At 45.4% G+C, this 14,584-nt stretch carries 15 protein-coding genes; 3 read left to right on the top strand and 12 right to left on the bottom strand.

The genetic code is table 11. The features are described from left to right. Window positions 1-99: 99 nt before the first annotated feature. Entirely contained in the window at window positions 100-594 is a 495-nt protein-coding gene (locus tag AB4154_RS17470; protein WP_372123696.1) for a DUF2780 domain-containing protein, read from the bottom strand. 134 nt (window positions 595-728) lie between these two features. Further along, on the bottom strand, window positions 729-1,349 hold the full coding sequence (locus tag AB4154_RS17475) for an FKBP-type peptidyl-prolyl cis-trans isomerase (protein WP_008220519.1): 621 nt from the start codon (window positions 1,347-1,349) through the stop codon (window positions 729-731). 213 nt (window positions 1,350-1,562) lie between these two features. Here AB4154_RS17475 and AB4154_RS17480 point away from each other — a divergent pair, with 213 nt between their 5' ends. Then, on the top strand, window positions 1,563-2,147 hold the full coding sequence (locus AB4154_RS17480; RefSeq protein ID WP_065207478.1) for a LysM-like peptidoglycan-binding domain-containing protein: 585 nt from the start codon (window positions 1,563-1,565) through the stop codon (window positions 2,145-2,147). Window positions 2,148-2,206: 59 nt separating this feature from the next. Here AB4154_RS17480 and AB4154_RS17485 read toward each other — a convergent pair whose 3' ends face one another. The 10 genes from AB4154_RS17485 to AB4154_RS17530 all read right to left on the bottom strand — a co-directional run bounded on the left by AB4154_RS17485 (window position 2,207) and on the right by AB4154_RS17530 (window position 11,766). Beyond that, window positions 2,207-3,055: a DMT family transporter gene (locus AB4154_RS17485; RefSeq protein WP_017096572.1), complete on the bottom strand. Its 849-nt coding sequence runs from the start codon at window positions 3,053-3,055 to the stop codon at window positions 2,207-2,209. Beyond that, complete coding sequence (locus AB4154_RS17490; protein ID WP_372123699.1) at window positions 3,055-3,507, bottom strand: GNAT family N-acetyltransferase; 453 nt, start codon at window positions 3,505-3,507, stop codon at window positions 3,055-3,057. The genes AB4154_RS17485 and AB4154_RS17490 overlap by 1 nt, the downstream gene beginning before the upstream one ends. A 57-nt stretch (window positions 3,508-3,564) precedes the next feature. Beyond that, entirely contained in the window at window positions 3,565-4,131 is a 567-nt protein-coding gene (locus AB4154_RS17495; RefSeq protein WP_136973673.1) for a Crp/Fnr family transcriptional regulator, read from the bottom strand. Window positions 4,132-4,202: 71 nt separating this feature from the next. Further along, on the bottom strand, window positions 4,203-5,957 hold the full coding sequence (locus tag AB4154_RS17500) for a lysophospholipid acyltransferase family protein (RefSeq protein ID WP_017058880.1): 1,755 nt from the start codon (window positions 5,955-5,957) through the stop codon (window positions 4,203-4,205). Window positions 5,958-5,969: 12 nt separating this feature from the next. Beyond that, the gene (locus tag AB4154_RS17505; RefSeq protein WP_017063714.1) at window positions 5,970-6,407 is read right to left on the bottom strand and encodes a YHS domain-containing (seleno)protein; all 438 of its coding nucleotides are present in this window, start codon (window positions 6,405-6,407) and stop codon (window positions 5,970-5,972) included. A gap of 12 nt (window positions 6,408-6,419) precedes the next feature. Beyond that, complete coding sequence (locus AB4154_RS17510) at window positions 6,420-7,169, bottom strand: NRDE family protein (RefSeq protein WP_017058882.1); 750 nt, start codon at window positions 7,167-7,169, stop codon at window positions 6,420-6,422. A 2-nt stretch (window positions 7,170-7,171) separates the two neighbouring features. Then, window positions 7,172-7,714: a hypothetical protein gene (locus AB4154_RS17515; protein WP_372123701.1), complete on the bottom strand. Its 543-nt coding sequence runs from the start codon at window positions 7,712-7,714 to the stop codon at window positions 7,172-7,174. A 19-nt stretch (window positions 7,715-7,733) separates the two neighbouring features. Beyond that, window positions 7,734-8,867, bottom strand: a complete 1,134-nt coding sequence (locus tag AB4154_RS17520) for a D-alanine--D-alanine ligase (protein WP_372123703.1) — start codon at window positions 8,865-8,867, stop codon at window positions 7,734-7,736. Continuing rightward, window positions 8,864-9,451 carry a DedA family protein gene (locus AB4154_RS17525; RefSeq protein WP_136973677.1) on the bottom strand — a complete coding sequence of 196 codons (588 nt, stop codon included), beginning with the start codon at window positions 9,449-9,451 and terminating at the stop codon, window positions 8,864-8,866. Before AB4154_RS17525 ends, AB4154_RS17520 begins: the two co-directional genes overlap by 4 nt. Window positions 9,452-9,789: 338 nt before the next feature. Next, the gene (locus tag AB4154_RS17530; protein WP_017069395.1) at window positions 9,790-11,766 is read right to left on the bottom strand and encodes a bifunctional 2',3'-cyclic-nucleotide 2'-phosphodiesterase/3'-nucleotidase; all 1,977 of its coding nucleotides are present in this window, start codon (window positions 11,764-11,766) and stop codon (window positions 9,790-9,792) included. Window positions 11,767-12,180: 414 nt separating this feature from the next. Here AB4154_RS17530 and cysD point away from each other — a divergent pair, with 414 nt between their 5' ends. Both cysD and cysN read left to right on the top strand, forming a co-directional pair. Further along, window positions 12,181-13,125, top strand: a complete 945-nt coding sequence (cysD, locus tag AB4154_RS17535; protein WP_226088532.1) for a sulfate adenylyltransferase subunit CysD — start codon at window positions 12,181-12,183, stop codon at window positions 13,123-13,125. A gap of 18 nt (window positions 13,126-13,143) precedes the next feature. Further along, window positions 13,144-14,574 carry a sulfate adenylyltransferase subunit CysN gene (gene cysN / locus AB4154_RS17540; RefSeq protein ID WP_017063719.1) on the top strand — a complete coding sequence of 477 codons (1,431 nt, stop codon included), beginning with the start codon at window positions 13,144-13,146 and terminating at the stop codon, window positions 14,572-14,574. The last annotated feature ends 10 nt before the right edge of the window (window positions 14,575-14,584 follow it).

Here is a 14,584-nt window from a genome sequence, read left to right on the forward strand (position 1 = left end):
ATCTCGTATCTCGTATCTCAAATATCTTTTCTTCCACGCACAAAAAAGAGCACCGAAGTGCCCTTATTAGATTTTAAGCTAGCTATTAATAACTAACGATTATTGCCATATAGCTGAAAGTGAATCCATCAGGCCGCTCGTTGCACCTTGTGACTGCAGTGCTTGAAGAATGATGGGTGCAAATGTTGTAACCATTGATGGATCCATACCTAATCCAGAAAACGCACTTTCAACGGCACCTTGTGAGCTTAGTAGCGATGATAGACCAGTAGACTCAAGGCTCGACATACCCGGAATAAGTGTCGCGAGTTCTTTGTTGTCGGCTGTGCCAAGAGAGTTTTGTGCAAGGGCTAACATTGAACCAATACCGCCAACTGCTTGGTCGCTGGTAACAGAAGCTTGGTCAGCTACCGTATCCACAAGCGGTGTTGTTTCGTTCTGCTGAGACCACATATTCACTGCAGTCATCAGTGCAGTTTGGGATAGTTGGGAATAGTTGGTATCTGATGATGAACTGGTTTGTTCAGAGTCGCTAGTGCTAGCGCAAGAGACAACAGCAAGGCTGCTTAAAACTGTGATGAGTACTTTCTTCATTATTCGTCCTTAAGTAATAAAGTAATTTACTCTTTCACTATAAACGAAAAACGGCGATGTAGTCACATCGCCGTTGGATTATTTCAATTTTATTTACCTATAGTATTTTGTTTTACTAAAGGTTTTTATAAAAATTAAAGGATAGCTAGAAGTTCTACTTCAAATACTAGAGCTGCAAATGGTGGAATTGCAGCACCTGCGCCGCGCTCACCGTATGCTAGATCTTGAGGGATGTATAGCTTCCACTTAGAGCCAACAGGCATCATTTGTAGAGCTTGTACCCAACCTTGAATTACGCCAGTTACTGGGAATTCAGCAGGTTGACCGCGAGATACAGAGCTGTCGAAAACAGTACCGTCAGTTAGTTCGCCGTGGTAGTGAACACGTACTTGCTTGTCTGCAGTTGGGATTTCGCCAGTACCTTCAGTTAGTACTTCGTACTGAAGACCAGACTCAAGAACCGTTACTTCTGAACGAAGAGCGTTGTCAGCTAGGAAAGCTTCGCCGTCAGCAGCAGCAGCTTTAGCTAGTTCTTGACGTGCAGCTTCACCACGAGTGTGTAGCTCTTGTAGTGCGTTGTTGATTTCGTCAACTTCGATAGCTGGCATGTCGCCAACTAGAGCTGTTGCGATACCAGCAGCGATTGCGTCAACGTTTAGGCCTTCAAGACCAGAACCAGCAAGTTGTTGGCCCATTTGTAGACCGATACCGTAGCTAGCTTTTTGCTCTACAGTTTCAAATTTTACTTCAGACATGAAAAGTCACTCTTTTTGTCAGTACGAAAAGGGTAAGAATACCAGTATTAGCAGCGTGAAGAAACGGCTAGTCCCTGATCACTTGCGCTTTACCGTGCCCAAATCACAGCCATGTCAATTTTCTCGCTTTGGGCCTTGTTGTGACGGAAAGATCTATACTGTTGGTACTTTGGTTTTTATACTGTAGTTATTCAATGTATAGGACGCAGTGGCATGAATCGTCGTCAAAAGAAAAAACAGAAAGTAGACCACTTAGCAGAGTTCAAGGATCGACTGAATCAGGTCAAAGATAAATTAAGTTCGATCGATATCAAGAAAATGAAAACCTCAACCGTGCAGGCCTGGGGATCATTGCCGAAATTACACCAGAGACTATTGATGGTGATTTCGCCGATCGTATTGATCTTACTTTTTGTGCCGCTACCAGAACCTAAAGTAGACGCAGCCCCAGCAACATCGCGCGTCGAGCTTGAGATAAACACGGTTGGCTTAAGCGAACAGCAAAATGCCAAGAGCAGTTCATCAGAACCGAGTAACAACAATTGGCAAGAGTATCTTGTGAAGCAAGGGGATACGTTAGCGCAGGTTTTTCGAAATAACGACTTACCGTTGTCTGACTTGAACGCGCTAGTGCGTATTGAAGGGGCAGACAAACCACTTAGTCAGATTCGTAAAGGCCAGCTGGTTCGATTCAAACTCGCCGAGACCGGGAAACTAGACATTCTTCAGCTAGAAAAAGGCAACACTTCGGTGATGTTTTTCCGATTGTCAGACGGTGGCTTTGGCCGTAGTAAATAGCTCAATACTGAGCCTGCGTTAAAGCGCTTCGTCAGATACAGACAGTCGATAGAAAAGAGCTAATGATTAGCTCTTTTTTTTGGTCGCTTGAAAGGTGCAAGCGGTAAGATGATGAGCATAATTCCGATAAAGGTTAACGTATCTGGAATCTCATCAAACCATATCGCGCCTATTATTGCGACAAACACTAAGCCTGAGTATTCAGCCAAGGCAATTTGACTAGAGTGTGCTTTTTGGTAGGCAGCGACCGCAAGTCCGTTGTAGCTTAAAATTAGCGTCGCACTTAATGCTATGTATCCCAAATGCTCCACAGACACCGGCTGCCAGTATAAGAAGCACAGTACTAATGAGGCTGGAATAGAGCATAACGTTGTCCACCACAGCGTAGTAACCACAGTTTGCTCACTAGGAAGCTTTCTTACCAATACATTGAATAGTGCGAGGGTGAGTGCTGTACCCAAAGCAAACAGTGCTGCCCAATGAAATTGTGATGGCCTCAAGACAATCAATGCACCAATAAAACCGATAGTGGTGGCGATAACCTTGCCAAGTGCCGGTTGCTCTTTGAGTAGAAACATAGAGAGAGGTAACATCAACAGGGGCGCGACGTAAAATACTGCGTTGGCGGTAGCTAAAGAAAGGTGGGTGATCGCGACGACCATACATCCGCTGCCGATTAGGATCAGTTGTCCTCGAATAAAGGTCACTTTAGCTTGTTGTAAGCGCCGTTGTTCTTTTTTCTGCTGTAGCCACAAAGGGGTGATGATGAGCAGAGATATCAACTGTCGGAAAAAAATATACTGTAAGGGCGGTACTTCGCCATTCAATAGTTTTACCGCTACGTCGGAAAGTGAGGCAAACAAGTTACCTGCAACCAACAATAGAATACCGACAGTGATATTCGTCATTACTTTTCTAATCTCATATCGACGTGCGGAATATCGTCTTCCAAGTACATTTCAGAGATCGTTTTGAAGCCGTGGCTCGCATAGAAGTTTTCTAGGTGTTGTTGCGCGCCAATATCGATGGTCTTGCTCGGCCAAAGAGTCTCACAGCGTGTTAACGCTTCTTTGATCAATTGATGACCCAAGCCATCACCTCTTGCTGATTGCTTGGTCGCCACTCGGCCTATGCTGGTATTGTCGTAAGAGGTACCGGGTGGTAACAAACGGGCACACGCCACTAGCTCTGCATCAGCATAGCCAAGCAAGTGTTCAACACCTGCGAGTGTATCTTTACCATCGAGCTCTGGATAAGGGCAATCTTGCTCAACAACGAACACATCGACTCGTAATTTAAGTAATTGATAAAGCTGTTGTGTTGAAAGTTCAGAGAAGGGAATTGAGTGCCAAGTGATCATGTTTACATCCAGAGATTATCGATGCTCTGAATGTACTATGTGCGATGATTGTTGGCATTAACTATTGTTAATTCGACCTTTGATTCTGCTCAGGCTGATAGCGGTTATACCGAGGTAAGCCGCAATTTGATTGTCGTTCAAGCGCTGTTCAAGGTCGGGGTAATGTTCGCAGAACAGTTGGTAGCGTTGCTCTGGGGTATAAAGCAACATAAAGCGTTCTTTGTTTTCCTTGTGCATGAGCTGAGTTTCTAACAGCTTTAAATACAGAGGGTTATTTGATGCACGCCACTCGATAACCGCATTCATTGGCAGTTCTAACATAGTGATGGGTGTGAGCGTTTCTAGTAGGTAAGGGGACGCTTGGTTCTTTATCAAACTCTCAAAGCCGATGATCCAGTCTTGTTCCCAGTAGAATTCTTTGCTGTATTGCTTACCGTCATAAGTGAGATAACAAGCGTGGCATAAGCCTTCAAGTACAAAGTAGATCGAACTCGCCGTCTCACCTTGATTGATCAGGATGTGTCGGGTCGGCAGCTCAAGCGGCTTCGCGACAGCTAATAGAGATTCAATCTGACTCTCAGAGAAGTCAAAGCTTTGTAGTTGTTCGATAAAAGAGGTGTGCATGAAAATAACCTAACCCAAATAAGTGCCGAAATCATCGCACTTATTTGGAGAGAGGTACAGAGCGGGATAAATCAGCGGCGTGCGTGTTGCTCTAGGTAATCTTGAGCAAGCTCTCTGCCCATGTATTTACCCAGAGTCTTCAGTGGTACCTTTTTAAGGTTCACCACAATCAAGCCATCCAAGGCATCATTAAACGATGGGTCGACATTAAAACACACCAGTTTACCGTTCATCCCTAGATATTGGCGCAGCAGTACCGGCAGGCCTTTACCTTGCTCCATGCGTGCTAACACTTTAGAGAGCAGAGGCACACTCGCCAGTGAAGAGAGCAGGTGATTTTGCCAGAACACATGACTGCTGGTATTGAGTGGTGACGAAGGTGAAACCAAATTCGCCTTTTCCTCATCATAATGGTGGATTGATAACGTGGTCGCGATCAACAGACGCGCATTGTGGCTGTAATCATTGCTGATACTGACTGGGCCGAACAGATGGGTATATTGAGGGTGACGAGACACAAAGGTCGCAATGCCTTTCCACAATAGTAACAGTGAGTTCAGGCTCTTTTGGTAAGGTTTACTTACTACCGATCGCCCAAGCTCAATGCTGTTTTCTAGAGTATCAATGAATTCTTGGTTGTAGTTAAACAGGCTACGAGAGTAGAGCTGATCAAGCCCGTGCTCAGCGATGAGTTTGTCGACCATACCGAGTCGATACGCGCCAACCAGTTCTGCCTTGGTTTTATTCCACACAAACAGTTGATGGTAGTAAAGGTCATACTCATCTAAATCACAGGCCAGCCCGCTGCCTTCTCCGACTTCTCTAAAGCTTTCTTCTCTTACTCGACCAATCTCGCGCATTAAGTTAGGAATGGATTGGCTAGGCGTGCAGTAGACCTCAAAGTTCCCTTGCTCGAGCAGTTTCATCTCTTCAGGGAGTGAGTCTATCTCTATTGATAAGACTTCTGGTGGAATAGGCGCTATCACTTGGGTATCGAAAGAGGGCGCGTGGATTGGCGTGTTCGGACTATCTTGTTGACTCATTAGATAGGTATTAAGTCGTAGGTAGTTGACGATATCCATCTCTTTTTCAAACGATTTTATCTCTGAATACGGAATCGATGAGCCAATCGAGATAGAGATAGTTGTCGCTTGTTTATTAAGAAGTTCACGCCCGAGTAGAGCGGTTCTCAACAGTGGATGAACACGACCCGCTTGATAGAAAAGCTCACTGTTCTTGCCATTGATAAAGATAGGTACCGTGGTGGCTTGGTGACGTTTGACGAATTTCGCTACCGACTTGCTCCACTCGATGTCTGTCAGTGTTTTTGCCCCTTTACGGTAGCTTGATACTTCACCTGCTGGGAATACAATCAATAGTCCACCATCAGCCAAATGACGATTGGCATCTCGAATCGCTTTGGCATTGGTGCGTTTCGATTCTTTACTGTTAAAGACATCGACACCGATGAAAAGATCATCCAGTTCAGGCAGGCGCTTAAGTAACTCATTGGCCAGCACCTTCACATCCTTTCTTACTGATCCTACGAGATCGGCAAGGATCACGCCTTCGATGGCGCCAAGCGGGTGGTTCGCCACAATCACGACAGGCCCTTCTTCCGGGATGTTTTCCGTGCTTCCCGATGCAACCGAGTAGTCGATATTGAGCGCCGACAGAGTGTAATTCATGAATTCGAAGCTAGATAACTCGTTTTTACGATCTTGGTAGAGTCGGTCTAGCTTAGATAGCCCAGTTGCCCACTCGACAACAGACTCACCTAAACCAAAAGGCGTGTAACGTGGTAAACGAAAAGGACTATCAATCATAATGAAATTACCTTACTTAATCAGTTGCGGCCAAACTTTATCGGCTTGTTGAATATGCTGTGCTTGGTCTTGTTCCCAGCGCTGCTTAATCTCTTGGTCGTAGTTAAGATAAAGTTTGTCATCAACTATGGTCCAATACTGTGGGTCACCTGGTGCGAAGTCGTTTTTGGCAGAAACGGCCCATGCGCAATAACCACCATATTGAGGGGCATATTTTTCAGGATTATTAACAAATAAAGTCAGATTCTTTTCAGAAGAGAAATACCAGTCCGCGCCTTTGTACTCTGTGCTGAACTTCTTGCTCCCTTCAACAGGCTTCCCAGACGTGAAATAAGCCACGGTATCGTAGCCATCGAGTGCCTTACTGCTAAAGAAGCCGGTATAGATTTCATCGGCGGCAAATACGTACGGGCTAACAAGTAGCAGAACCATGGTGAATAGTTTTCTCATGATGGACTCCATCTATAGATTGATTGCGGGTGATAAATCAAAGGTAAAGCGCTGCTGATTTATCTGACATGGTTTAATGGGTTCGCATGGTGAGCCGGGTGCATAAAACATAGAGGCTTGACCATGCAGGTTACGTAAGTGTGTAAAGCTCACGGTATGTGCGTCTTCGCGATGCATACAGGTCGCTAAATGAGGTTGCTCATTGTGATGGTGAGAGTGGAACATCAGTAAGTTCTGTTGATTCTTACCTGCCGCCATGAGCTGATCATATTTTGCTTGTCGGTAGGCTTGCACTCGCTCTAAATCAACACCGGATGAGAAGAGTGGAGAATCAGTGTCGACTATTTTCTGTTGAATACCATCCCACATGTAGGCGATAACCAGACCATTGTGTTGGGTTAGATTGGGCGCGAAAGCTAGCAAGGTAAATGGGGCAAAAGAGTGTAGGTCTAGCTTGTGAAACGCTTCAGAGAGCTGACTGATATTACGACTCGATGATAGGTTTTTAAGTAGCAAACCGCGGCTTACTAAAGGACCAACGGGCACTGTGCCTTGATAGTTATTGAGTAGGCATAGCGAAAGCCCGAACTCATTAATACTTATCCAGCTACCGCCGCCAGTTGGGTCGAGTGGCATAATGATATCGACACCGTTGACTCGATATTGTCTGGGTGGCATTGCCAGTGCTCGCGTCTTTTGTTCATCACGATTAAAAAAGACCTGATAACCATTCTCTTCAAGCAGCCAAGATACTGAACACATGATTATTGCTCCCTCAGATAGCTGTTGGTGGTTGGGGCATAACCCAAGGTGTTGCAGGTCTCGACGTCTAGGAAGGTGGTGATCACCTTGATCATCGCGTAATGATGATTGGCATGCAGTGCGGCAAAGGTGACCTCTCTTTCGAGCGTTGAAGGCAGGCTTGCGAACACTTGAGCATCCATCGAAACCTCGGTTTGGATCATGATAGGCGCTTCGAGATCTCGACGGTCTAATCGTTCAAGCCAGTTGATCACATAGTGGATCTCTTTGACTGCAATAGAGCGGTCGTATTCGACAGGATGACCACGACGACGAGTGTTGTAATCAACGGCCTCATCCTCTTTTAAAATCAAGGCGTGAAAAAGATCCAGTGTGTGACGAGTATGTTCACCGATAGAGCTTGTAACGTGTGGCTTTGCTCGTGTCAGGTAATCGCTGTCAGAAATCGCTAACAAAAACTCTAGACCCTGATTCAATATCTCTACCGCTCCCTTGATACTAGGAGAGAAAGAAGTAAGGGCGCTCGGTTGGGCTATGGGGTTCATTCATGATCCTCGTGCAAAGTTAGTCGGTAGTCGGATATTGTTGAACAAGACGTCGCTCTTCTTGCCACGCCGCAAATAAGCTCTTGAAAGAAGGGGATTGGTGGCCTCGTTGTTTTTGCTGAGCGCCAATATCAAAAAGAATGCGATATTGCAGGAGTAGCGTAGAAAATATCTCTCGTAATGGGGTGTTGCGATCCCAGATATGTCCAGCCTCACTGCTTGCGCCATTGACCTCAAGAATCGTGAAATCCTCACCGTTCATTAGGCTGTACATGTCTTTAAACTTGACGTCGAGTCGACCAAAGTGAAAGCCATCGAAGTCGTCGAATATCTCGTCTAAGCGTTCTGTTAGAGCCTGAGTGATGTATTGATTACCGTCTCGGAAGATACAGCCACGGCTATGGCTGCCTGCAAACGCGAGTTGGAACTCTTCACCCTCTGCGAGCACTTGATCCAATTTATCTTCATGCCTTGGTAGATACAGGTGGCTGAGTTGCCCAGCACGCGGGCTATTTTCAATTAACTGCTTGAGTGTCGACTTGCCATCACCCATCACCATTGGCGCATATTTGAGTGTGATCGAGATGATCTCGCCTTGCTTTTTGTTTGGGTAACGAACATAGAAAACGCCAGCTTCTGCCTGATAAGGCGCCTTTTCTTGCAGTAGAAAGCGAGCATTATTTGGGAAAGATTCAACATATTGCTCAAGTTGATCTTGTGTGTTGATCAGCTTGACGCCAACGCCTCGACAGCCAAGATCTGGTTTCGCTACAATCGGGAAATCAAGATCGGATTGTATGAGTGCGCTGCGTGCATCTTCAGCTTGTTTCTTACCGCTGAGATCCGTTTTGGTGAGGGTGATAAACGGAGAGATCCAACGCTGACTTGAAGATCCGGCAAGGCTTAATATCTCGTGTTTTGATTCGCCTACCATACCGCTTAACTTGATGCTTGGGTTGGCGATGAGCGGCAGTGCCCAGTCAAAGTGCCGTAACCCTTGCATCAGGCTTTGAATCACAACTGGCGTGTAGAAGAACCAAGTTGGAAGAAACTCATAAGGAGAGACGCTGCGCACGGTATCTTTTTCAAGCAAAGGCATGCCTGCATTGATTTGATGTGCTGGAATGATGCGAATATCTTGCGGTGAACTCATGATAATCCTCTAGAGTAGGTTTTATTCATTAATCGATTACCGATAAACAGCAAAGCGATGGCACACGGGATTATGATCCATTGATATTCAGAGGCTTGCAGCCACGCTGATGTCCCTAAATAGTAGATGGCAGAGAAGACAATGCCAGTCCAGATCGCGGTGGCGCTGATGACAGCAAACAAGAAAGTAGGCAGTGGGATGGCGAAAAAGCCACTTAAGGTAAACCCGACGGTGCGAAGCCCTGGAATAAAGCGGATAACAAAAAGGCTGCTGAATGCGTTCTGACGTAATTTGGTACGAAGCGAACGAAAGTACTTATTGGTGAGGGCTTTATATCGAACACCTCGGAAATAACGTCCTGACTTCCCTAAGTAATAAAGACCGAGATCACCCGTGGCAATACCGATGAAAATAGCAAGCAGCGCATATTGAGGAAGTATTAGACCTTGAGTCGCTATACCTGCCGCCGTAACAATCGCAAGATCTTCAAGCAGGTAAGAAAGCGCGATGATGCCAAGCATCAGCCATAGCAGCGATTCCTCTCCTGAATGTAACCATGCTTGAATGCTCTCGACGGTGTTCATCAAATGTCCTTATCTATCCTATAGATGAATGGCTTAACCACCATTCATTGAGTGTAGTAAATTAAATAGACAGGAGGAGCAGATAAAAACTTACAGCTGATTAGTGTTTTTTTGTGTTGGATTTATTCAATTGGTGGTTTGAGTCGTGCTGTTTGACTGCTGTTTGACTGCTGTTTGACTGCTGTTTGAAGCTAAAGGCGTGGCATTTGGAAGCGGGTTGAACGAGAGTTTGTCGTTCGACAAATTAGAGCTTTGGACTGAACATTTATAAGAAAAGAAAAAGGCTGAGTCGTTAAACTCAGCCTTTCATAACGTTAACTATAGATTACTTAAGCAACCTATTTAGTTAGGTCAATCTGGTAAACAGCAAAACCAACATCGTCAGTCGCAACACGTTTCATCGGGTATTGACCCTTCTCTTTAATGAACTCTGCTGCTTTGTCGCTTGGAGATGTTTCAAAGCGGATATCTAGCTTGTTATCTGTTTTGATTGGCGCAAATGACCAATTGTTATCCGCGCTTGGGCTCACTTGACCTTGCTCTTTGCTTACGCGAGAGATGTAGTTTGCAAGAACAGTACGGTTCTCATCTGGTGCATCAAATGCGATGAAGTCTTCACCTGTACCTGGGAACTTAGCGCTGTATGCACGGTAGTTGTTGGTTGCGATCAGGAAGTCTTGCTTCATGTCGATTGGCTTACCTTGGTAAGTTAGGCCAACAATACGCTGTGAGTCAGGGTTAACGACTTTACAGTTTGCATCGTATTTAGCAGGTTGAGTTACGTCGATTTGGTAATCAACACCGTCGATAACATCGAAGTTGTAAGTACGGAAGTTATCCCACTCAATCAACTGTTGTGGTGCTGTGGAGTTAACATCCACTTGGTTGAACTGACCTGCAGAACACTCAAGCCACTCTTTTACTTCGTGACCTGTTACCTTCATCGCAACTAGCGTGTTCGGGTAAAGGTACAAGTCAGCTGCGTTACGGAATGTCAGTTGGCCAGATTCAACCTCAGTGAAGTTCGCTGGGTCATTCTTACGGCCACCGGCCTTGAATGGTGCAGCCGCGGAAAGTACTGGCGTACCATCTAGGTCAGGGTCACCTTGGATGAACTGCTCAACGTAATCTTTTTGCGCAAGGTTAACGATTTGAACTGTTGGATCGTCTTGTACTAGAGACAGGAAGCTGTACATCACATCGTCTGCTTTACCAATCGGTTGGTTAACAAACTCACGAGTACCAGCGTGGTCTTTTTCTAGTGCTGTTACGATGCCTTCATCAGCTGCAGCAAGCGATTTCTTCTCTATTTTGTCGTAGATAGGGCGCGCTTCTGATTGGCCTTTAACAACTTCCCACTTACCGTCTTTTTGTGCAAGTGTTAGATCCATAACACCAACGTGGCTACCCCAACGACCAGGCATTACTGCCGCAACGCCGTTCATGGTGCCAGTTTCGTTGTCGATGCCTTGAATGTCATCAAAACCTTTACCTGGGAAAACTGCGTGAGAGTGGCCGAATGCGATCGCATCGATGCCGTCTACTTCAGATAGGTAGAACGTTGAGTTCTCTTCGCCATTTTTGTATGGGTCAGTTGATACGCCTGAGTGAGGGATAGCAACGATAACCTCTGCACCTTCCGCTTTCATTTGAGGCACTAACTCGTTAGCCGTCTCAATGATATCGCGAGCGATCACTTTGCCTTCTAGATTCTTCTTATCCCACGTCATGATTTGTGGTGGAACAAAACCGATGTAACCCACTTTTACTTCGTGCTCTACGCCAGCAGTATCTTCGAACGTGTGCGTCTTGATGATATAAGGCGTGAAGTAGTGTTCTTTGGTTTCTGCGTCGTAAACGTTAGCACTGATGTACGGGAAATCAGCGTCGTTGATAGATTCTTCTAGGAACTCAAGACCGTAGTTGAATTCGTGGTTACCTAGGTTTGCAGCGTCGTAGCTTAGTTGGTTCATTGCTTTATATGCAGGGTGAACTTCGCCAGCTTCGATGCCTTTGTCTGCCATGTAGTCACCCATTGGGCTACCTTGTAGCAAGTCACCGTTATCAACTAAAACGCTGTTGGTTACTTCGCTTTGAGCTTCTTTTACTAAAGTTGCAGTACGTGCTAAGCCGATTTTTTTCGATGGCTTGTCTTTGTAGTAGTCGTAATCCATTAGGTTGGTATGGATATCCGTCGTTTCTACGACACGTAATTTAATCACTTCATCGGTATCTGGTGTTGTTGTGCAGCCTGCTAAAGTCAAACCAAGACCCGCAAGTACAGCCAATGACAAAGGTTTCATTGCAACTTTCATTTTGTAGCTCCAAAGTGGATAGTAGAAAATTCGTTGCGTAATGTAACAAAACCGAATGAAACAATGATTACAACGAATGTTAATTCGTGACTTAGATCGATTACTTTATGGTGTTCTGCAAGACGCCTCACAAAGCTGCTCAATCGATGCGCAACTGATATCGATAATATTAGTCCATTCATTTCACCTGCTTATCGGTAAATCCAATCCCTTATCAGCTTTTCGAATAAAAAATGAAATTTTAGAATTTCCAGTAATATGAGAGGCTCGTCATAATGCCTATATCAAGGACGTATCAGGCAGATGAATAGCAAGGATAGCTCAAAACGAAGCTTCTGTTTTCTTCTAGTGCCAATACTCCCATTCACTCAAGTGGATGAGTTAAATCCCTTGCTTGGCAAGACCAAGTAATGAATTGCTCGTAACGCGAGCCTTAAAGGAAGCACTGAAATGGACCAAGAACGTTTAACCCACCTAAAACAGCTCGAAGCGGAAAGTATTCATATTATCCGTGAAGTAGCGGCTGAGTTTGATAACCCAGTGATGATGTACTCCATCGGAAAAGATTCTTCTGTGATGCTTCATTTAGCTCGCAAAGCGTTTTATCCAGGCAAGATTCCATTCCCGCTATTGCATGTAGATACGGATTGGAAATTCCGCGAGATGATTGAGTTTCGTGATCGTACGGCTAAAAAGTACGGCTTCGACCTTTTAGTACATAAGAACCCAGAAGGTATTGAGATGGGTTGTAGCCCATTTGTACATGGTTCTTCGAAGCACACTGACATCATGAAAACACAGGGCCTTAAGCAGGCGTTAAACAAGTATGGGTTCGATGCGGCTTTTGGTGGTGCGCGTCGTGATGAAGAAAAATCTCGTGCGAAAGAACGTGTTTATTCTTTCCGTGATAAGAACCATACGTGGGATCCAAAAAACCAGCGTCCAGAGCTTTGGCACACCTACAACGGTCAGGTTAATAAGGGCGAAAGCATTCGTGTCTTCCCGCTATCTAATTGGACTGAGCTCGATATCTGGCAATACATCTATCTAGAGAGCATCGATATTGTTCCACTTTACCTTTCAGACAAACGCCCTGTAGTTGAGCGTGATGGCATGCTGATCATGGTTGATGATGACCGTATGGAGCTGCAAGAAGGTGAAGTGATTGAAGAGAAAAGCGTTCGTTTTCGTACTTTAGGCTGTTACCCATTAACCGGAGCGGTTGAATCTGAGGCGAATACGCTAACAGGCATTATTGAAGAAATGCTGGTGGCGACGTCTAGTGAGCGTCAAGGTCGAGCGATTGACCATGATCAGTCGGGCTCTATGGAGCTGAAAAAGCGCCAAGGTTATTTCTAAGAATCTAAGGAAAGAAAAATGAATAGTGCAGTAGAAGCCGAATTGGCTGAACTAGGGATTGAAGGTTATCTAAGTCAGCATCAGCATAAATCTATGCTTAGATTTTTAACTTGTGGCTCGGTAGATGACGGTAAAAGTACGTTAATCGGTCGCTTGCTCCATGATACAAAACAGATTTATGAAGATCAGCTAGCAGCGGTTCACTCGGATAGCCAACGAGTGGGTACCACAGGTGAGAAGCCTGATTTAGCACTGCTTGTTGATGGCTTGCAGGCTGAGCGTGAGCAAGGGATTACGATCGATGTGGCTTATCGTTACTTCTCGACTCAAAAGCGTAAATTCATTATTGCTGATACCCCAGGGCATGAGCAGTACACGCGCAACATGGCAACAGGCGCTTCAACGTGTGATCTGGCTGTGATCTTGATTGATGCTCGTAAGGGCGTTCTGGATCAAACCCGTCGTCACTCGTTTATTTCTAACCTACTTGGTTTGAAGCATTTCATCGTCGCAGTCAACAAAATGGATCTGGTGGAGTACTCGCAAGATCGTTTTGAAGAAATTCGCGATCAATATCTAGAGTTTGCAGAAAACCTAGAAGGCGAAACCAATATTCAGATCTTGCCAGTATCGGCGCTTGAAGGCATCAACGTTGCTGCACCAAGTAAAGAGCTTGCATGGTTCGAAGGCCCATCTCTGCTAGAAGTGTTAGAGAACGTCGACATTGACCAAAAGCGTTCGGCAGGTGAATTCCGATTCCCAGTTCAGTACGTCAATCGTCCTAACTTAGACTTCCGCGGTTTTGCTGGCACCGTTGCCTCTGGCCGTGTCAGTGTCGGTGATGAAATCAAGGCGCTGCCGTCGGGTAAAACCTCTAAGGTTGCACGCATTGTAACTTTTGATGGTGATTTGGAGTCTGCGCAAGCGGGCTTGGCAGTAACACTGACCCTTGAAGATGAGATTGATATCAGTCGTGGTGATTTGATTGTGCTAGAAAACGCGCAGATTGAATCCACTAACCACGTATTGGCTGACATCGTGTGGATGACAGAGCAACCATTGCAACCGGGCAAAGCTTACGACATCAAGATCGCAGGCAAGAAAACCGTTGGTCAGGTTGAAACGGTTCGTCACCAATACGACATCAACAACCTATCGACTCACGCTGTCGATGAGTTGCCATTGAATGGCATTGGCTTGTGTGAATGGTCACTGAACGAGACTGTCGCGCTGGATAAATACCGTGAAAGTGCCGATACCGGTGGCTTCATCGTTATCGACCGACTAACCAACGTGACGGTTGGCGCGGGTTTGATTCGAGACCGTTTGGACTCTGTTGAACAGCAAGTCGGTAACTTCTCTGCATTTGAACTTGAGTTCAACGCATTGGTTCGCAAACATTTCCCTCATTGGGATGCCAAAGATCTAAGCCAACTACTGAAGTCATAAACGACCAAGT

Source organism: Vibrio sp. 10N.286.51.B11 (assembly GCF_041469245.1).
Lineage (GTDB): Bacteria > Pseudomonadota > Gammaproteobacteria > Enterobacterales > Vibrionaceae > Vibrio > Vibrio crassostreae_C.

Coding starts and splice junctions, on each gene's coding strand:
- AB4154_RS17480 (WP_065207478.1), top strand. CDS start 1,563: ATGAATCGTCGTCAAAAGAAAAAACAGAAAGTAGACCACTTAGCAGAG.
- AB4154_RS17525 (WP_136973677.1), bottom strand. CDS start 9,451: ATGAACACCGTCGAGAGCATTCAAGCATGGTTACATTCAGGAGAGGAA.
- AB4154_RS17485 (WP_017096572.1), bottom strand. CDS start 3,055: ATGACGAATATCACTGTCGGTATTCTATTGTTGGTTGCAGGTAACTTG.
- AB4154_RS17530 (WP_017069395.1), bottom strand. CDS start 11,766: ATGAAAGTTGCAATGAAACCTTTGTCATTGGCTGTACTTGCGGGTCTT.
- AB4154_RS17515 (WP_372123701.1), bottom strand. CDS start 7,714: ATGAACCCCATAGCCCAACCGAGCGCCCTTACTTCTTTCTCTCCTAGT.
- AB4154_RS17505 (WP_017063714.1), bottom strand. CDS start 6,407: ATGAGAAAACTATTCACCATGGTTCTGCTACTTGTTAGCCCGTACGTA.
- AB4154_RS17475 (WP_008220519.1), bottom strand. CDS start 1,349: ATGTCTGAAGTAAAATTTGAAACTGTAGAGCAAAAAGCTAGCTACGGT.
- AB4154_RS17510 (WP_017058882.1), bottom strand. CDS start 7,169: ATGTGTTCAGTATCTTGGCTGCTTGAAGAGAATGGTTATCAGGTCTTT.
- AB4154_RS17500 (WP_017058880.1), bottom strand. CDS start 5,957: ATGATTGATAGTCCTTTTCGTTTACCACGTTACACGCCTTTTGGTTTA.
- cysN (WP_017063719.1), top strand. CDS start 13,144: ATGAATAGTGCAGTAGAAGCCGAATTGGCTGAACTAGGGATTGAAGGT.
- AB4154_RS17470 (WP_372123696.1), bottom strand. CDS start 594: ATGAAGAAAGTACTCATCACAGTTTTAAGCAGCCTTGCTGTTGTCTCT.
- AB4154_RS17495 (WP_136973673.1), bottom strand. CDS start 4,131: ATGCACACCTCTTTTATCGAACAACTACAAAGCTTTGACTTCTCTGAG.
- AB4154_RS17490 (WP_372123699.1), bottom strand. CDS start 3,507: ATGATCACTTGGCACTCAATTCCCTTCTCTGAACTTTCAACACAACAG.
- AB4154_RS17520 (WP_372123703.1), bottom strand. CDS start 8,867: ATGAGTTCACCGCAAGATATTCGCATCATTCCAGCACATCAAATCAAT.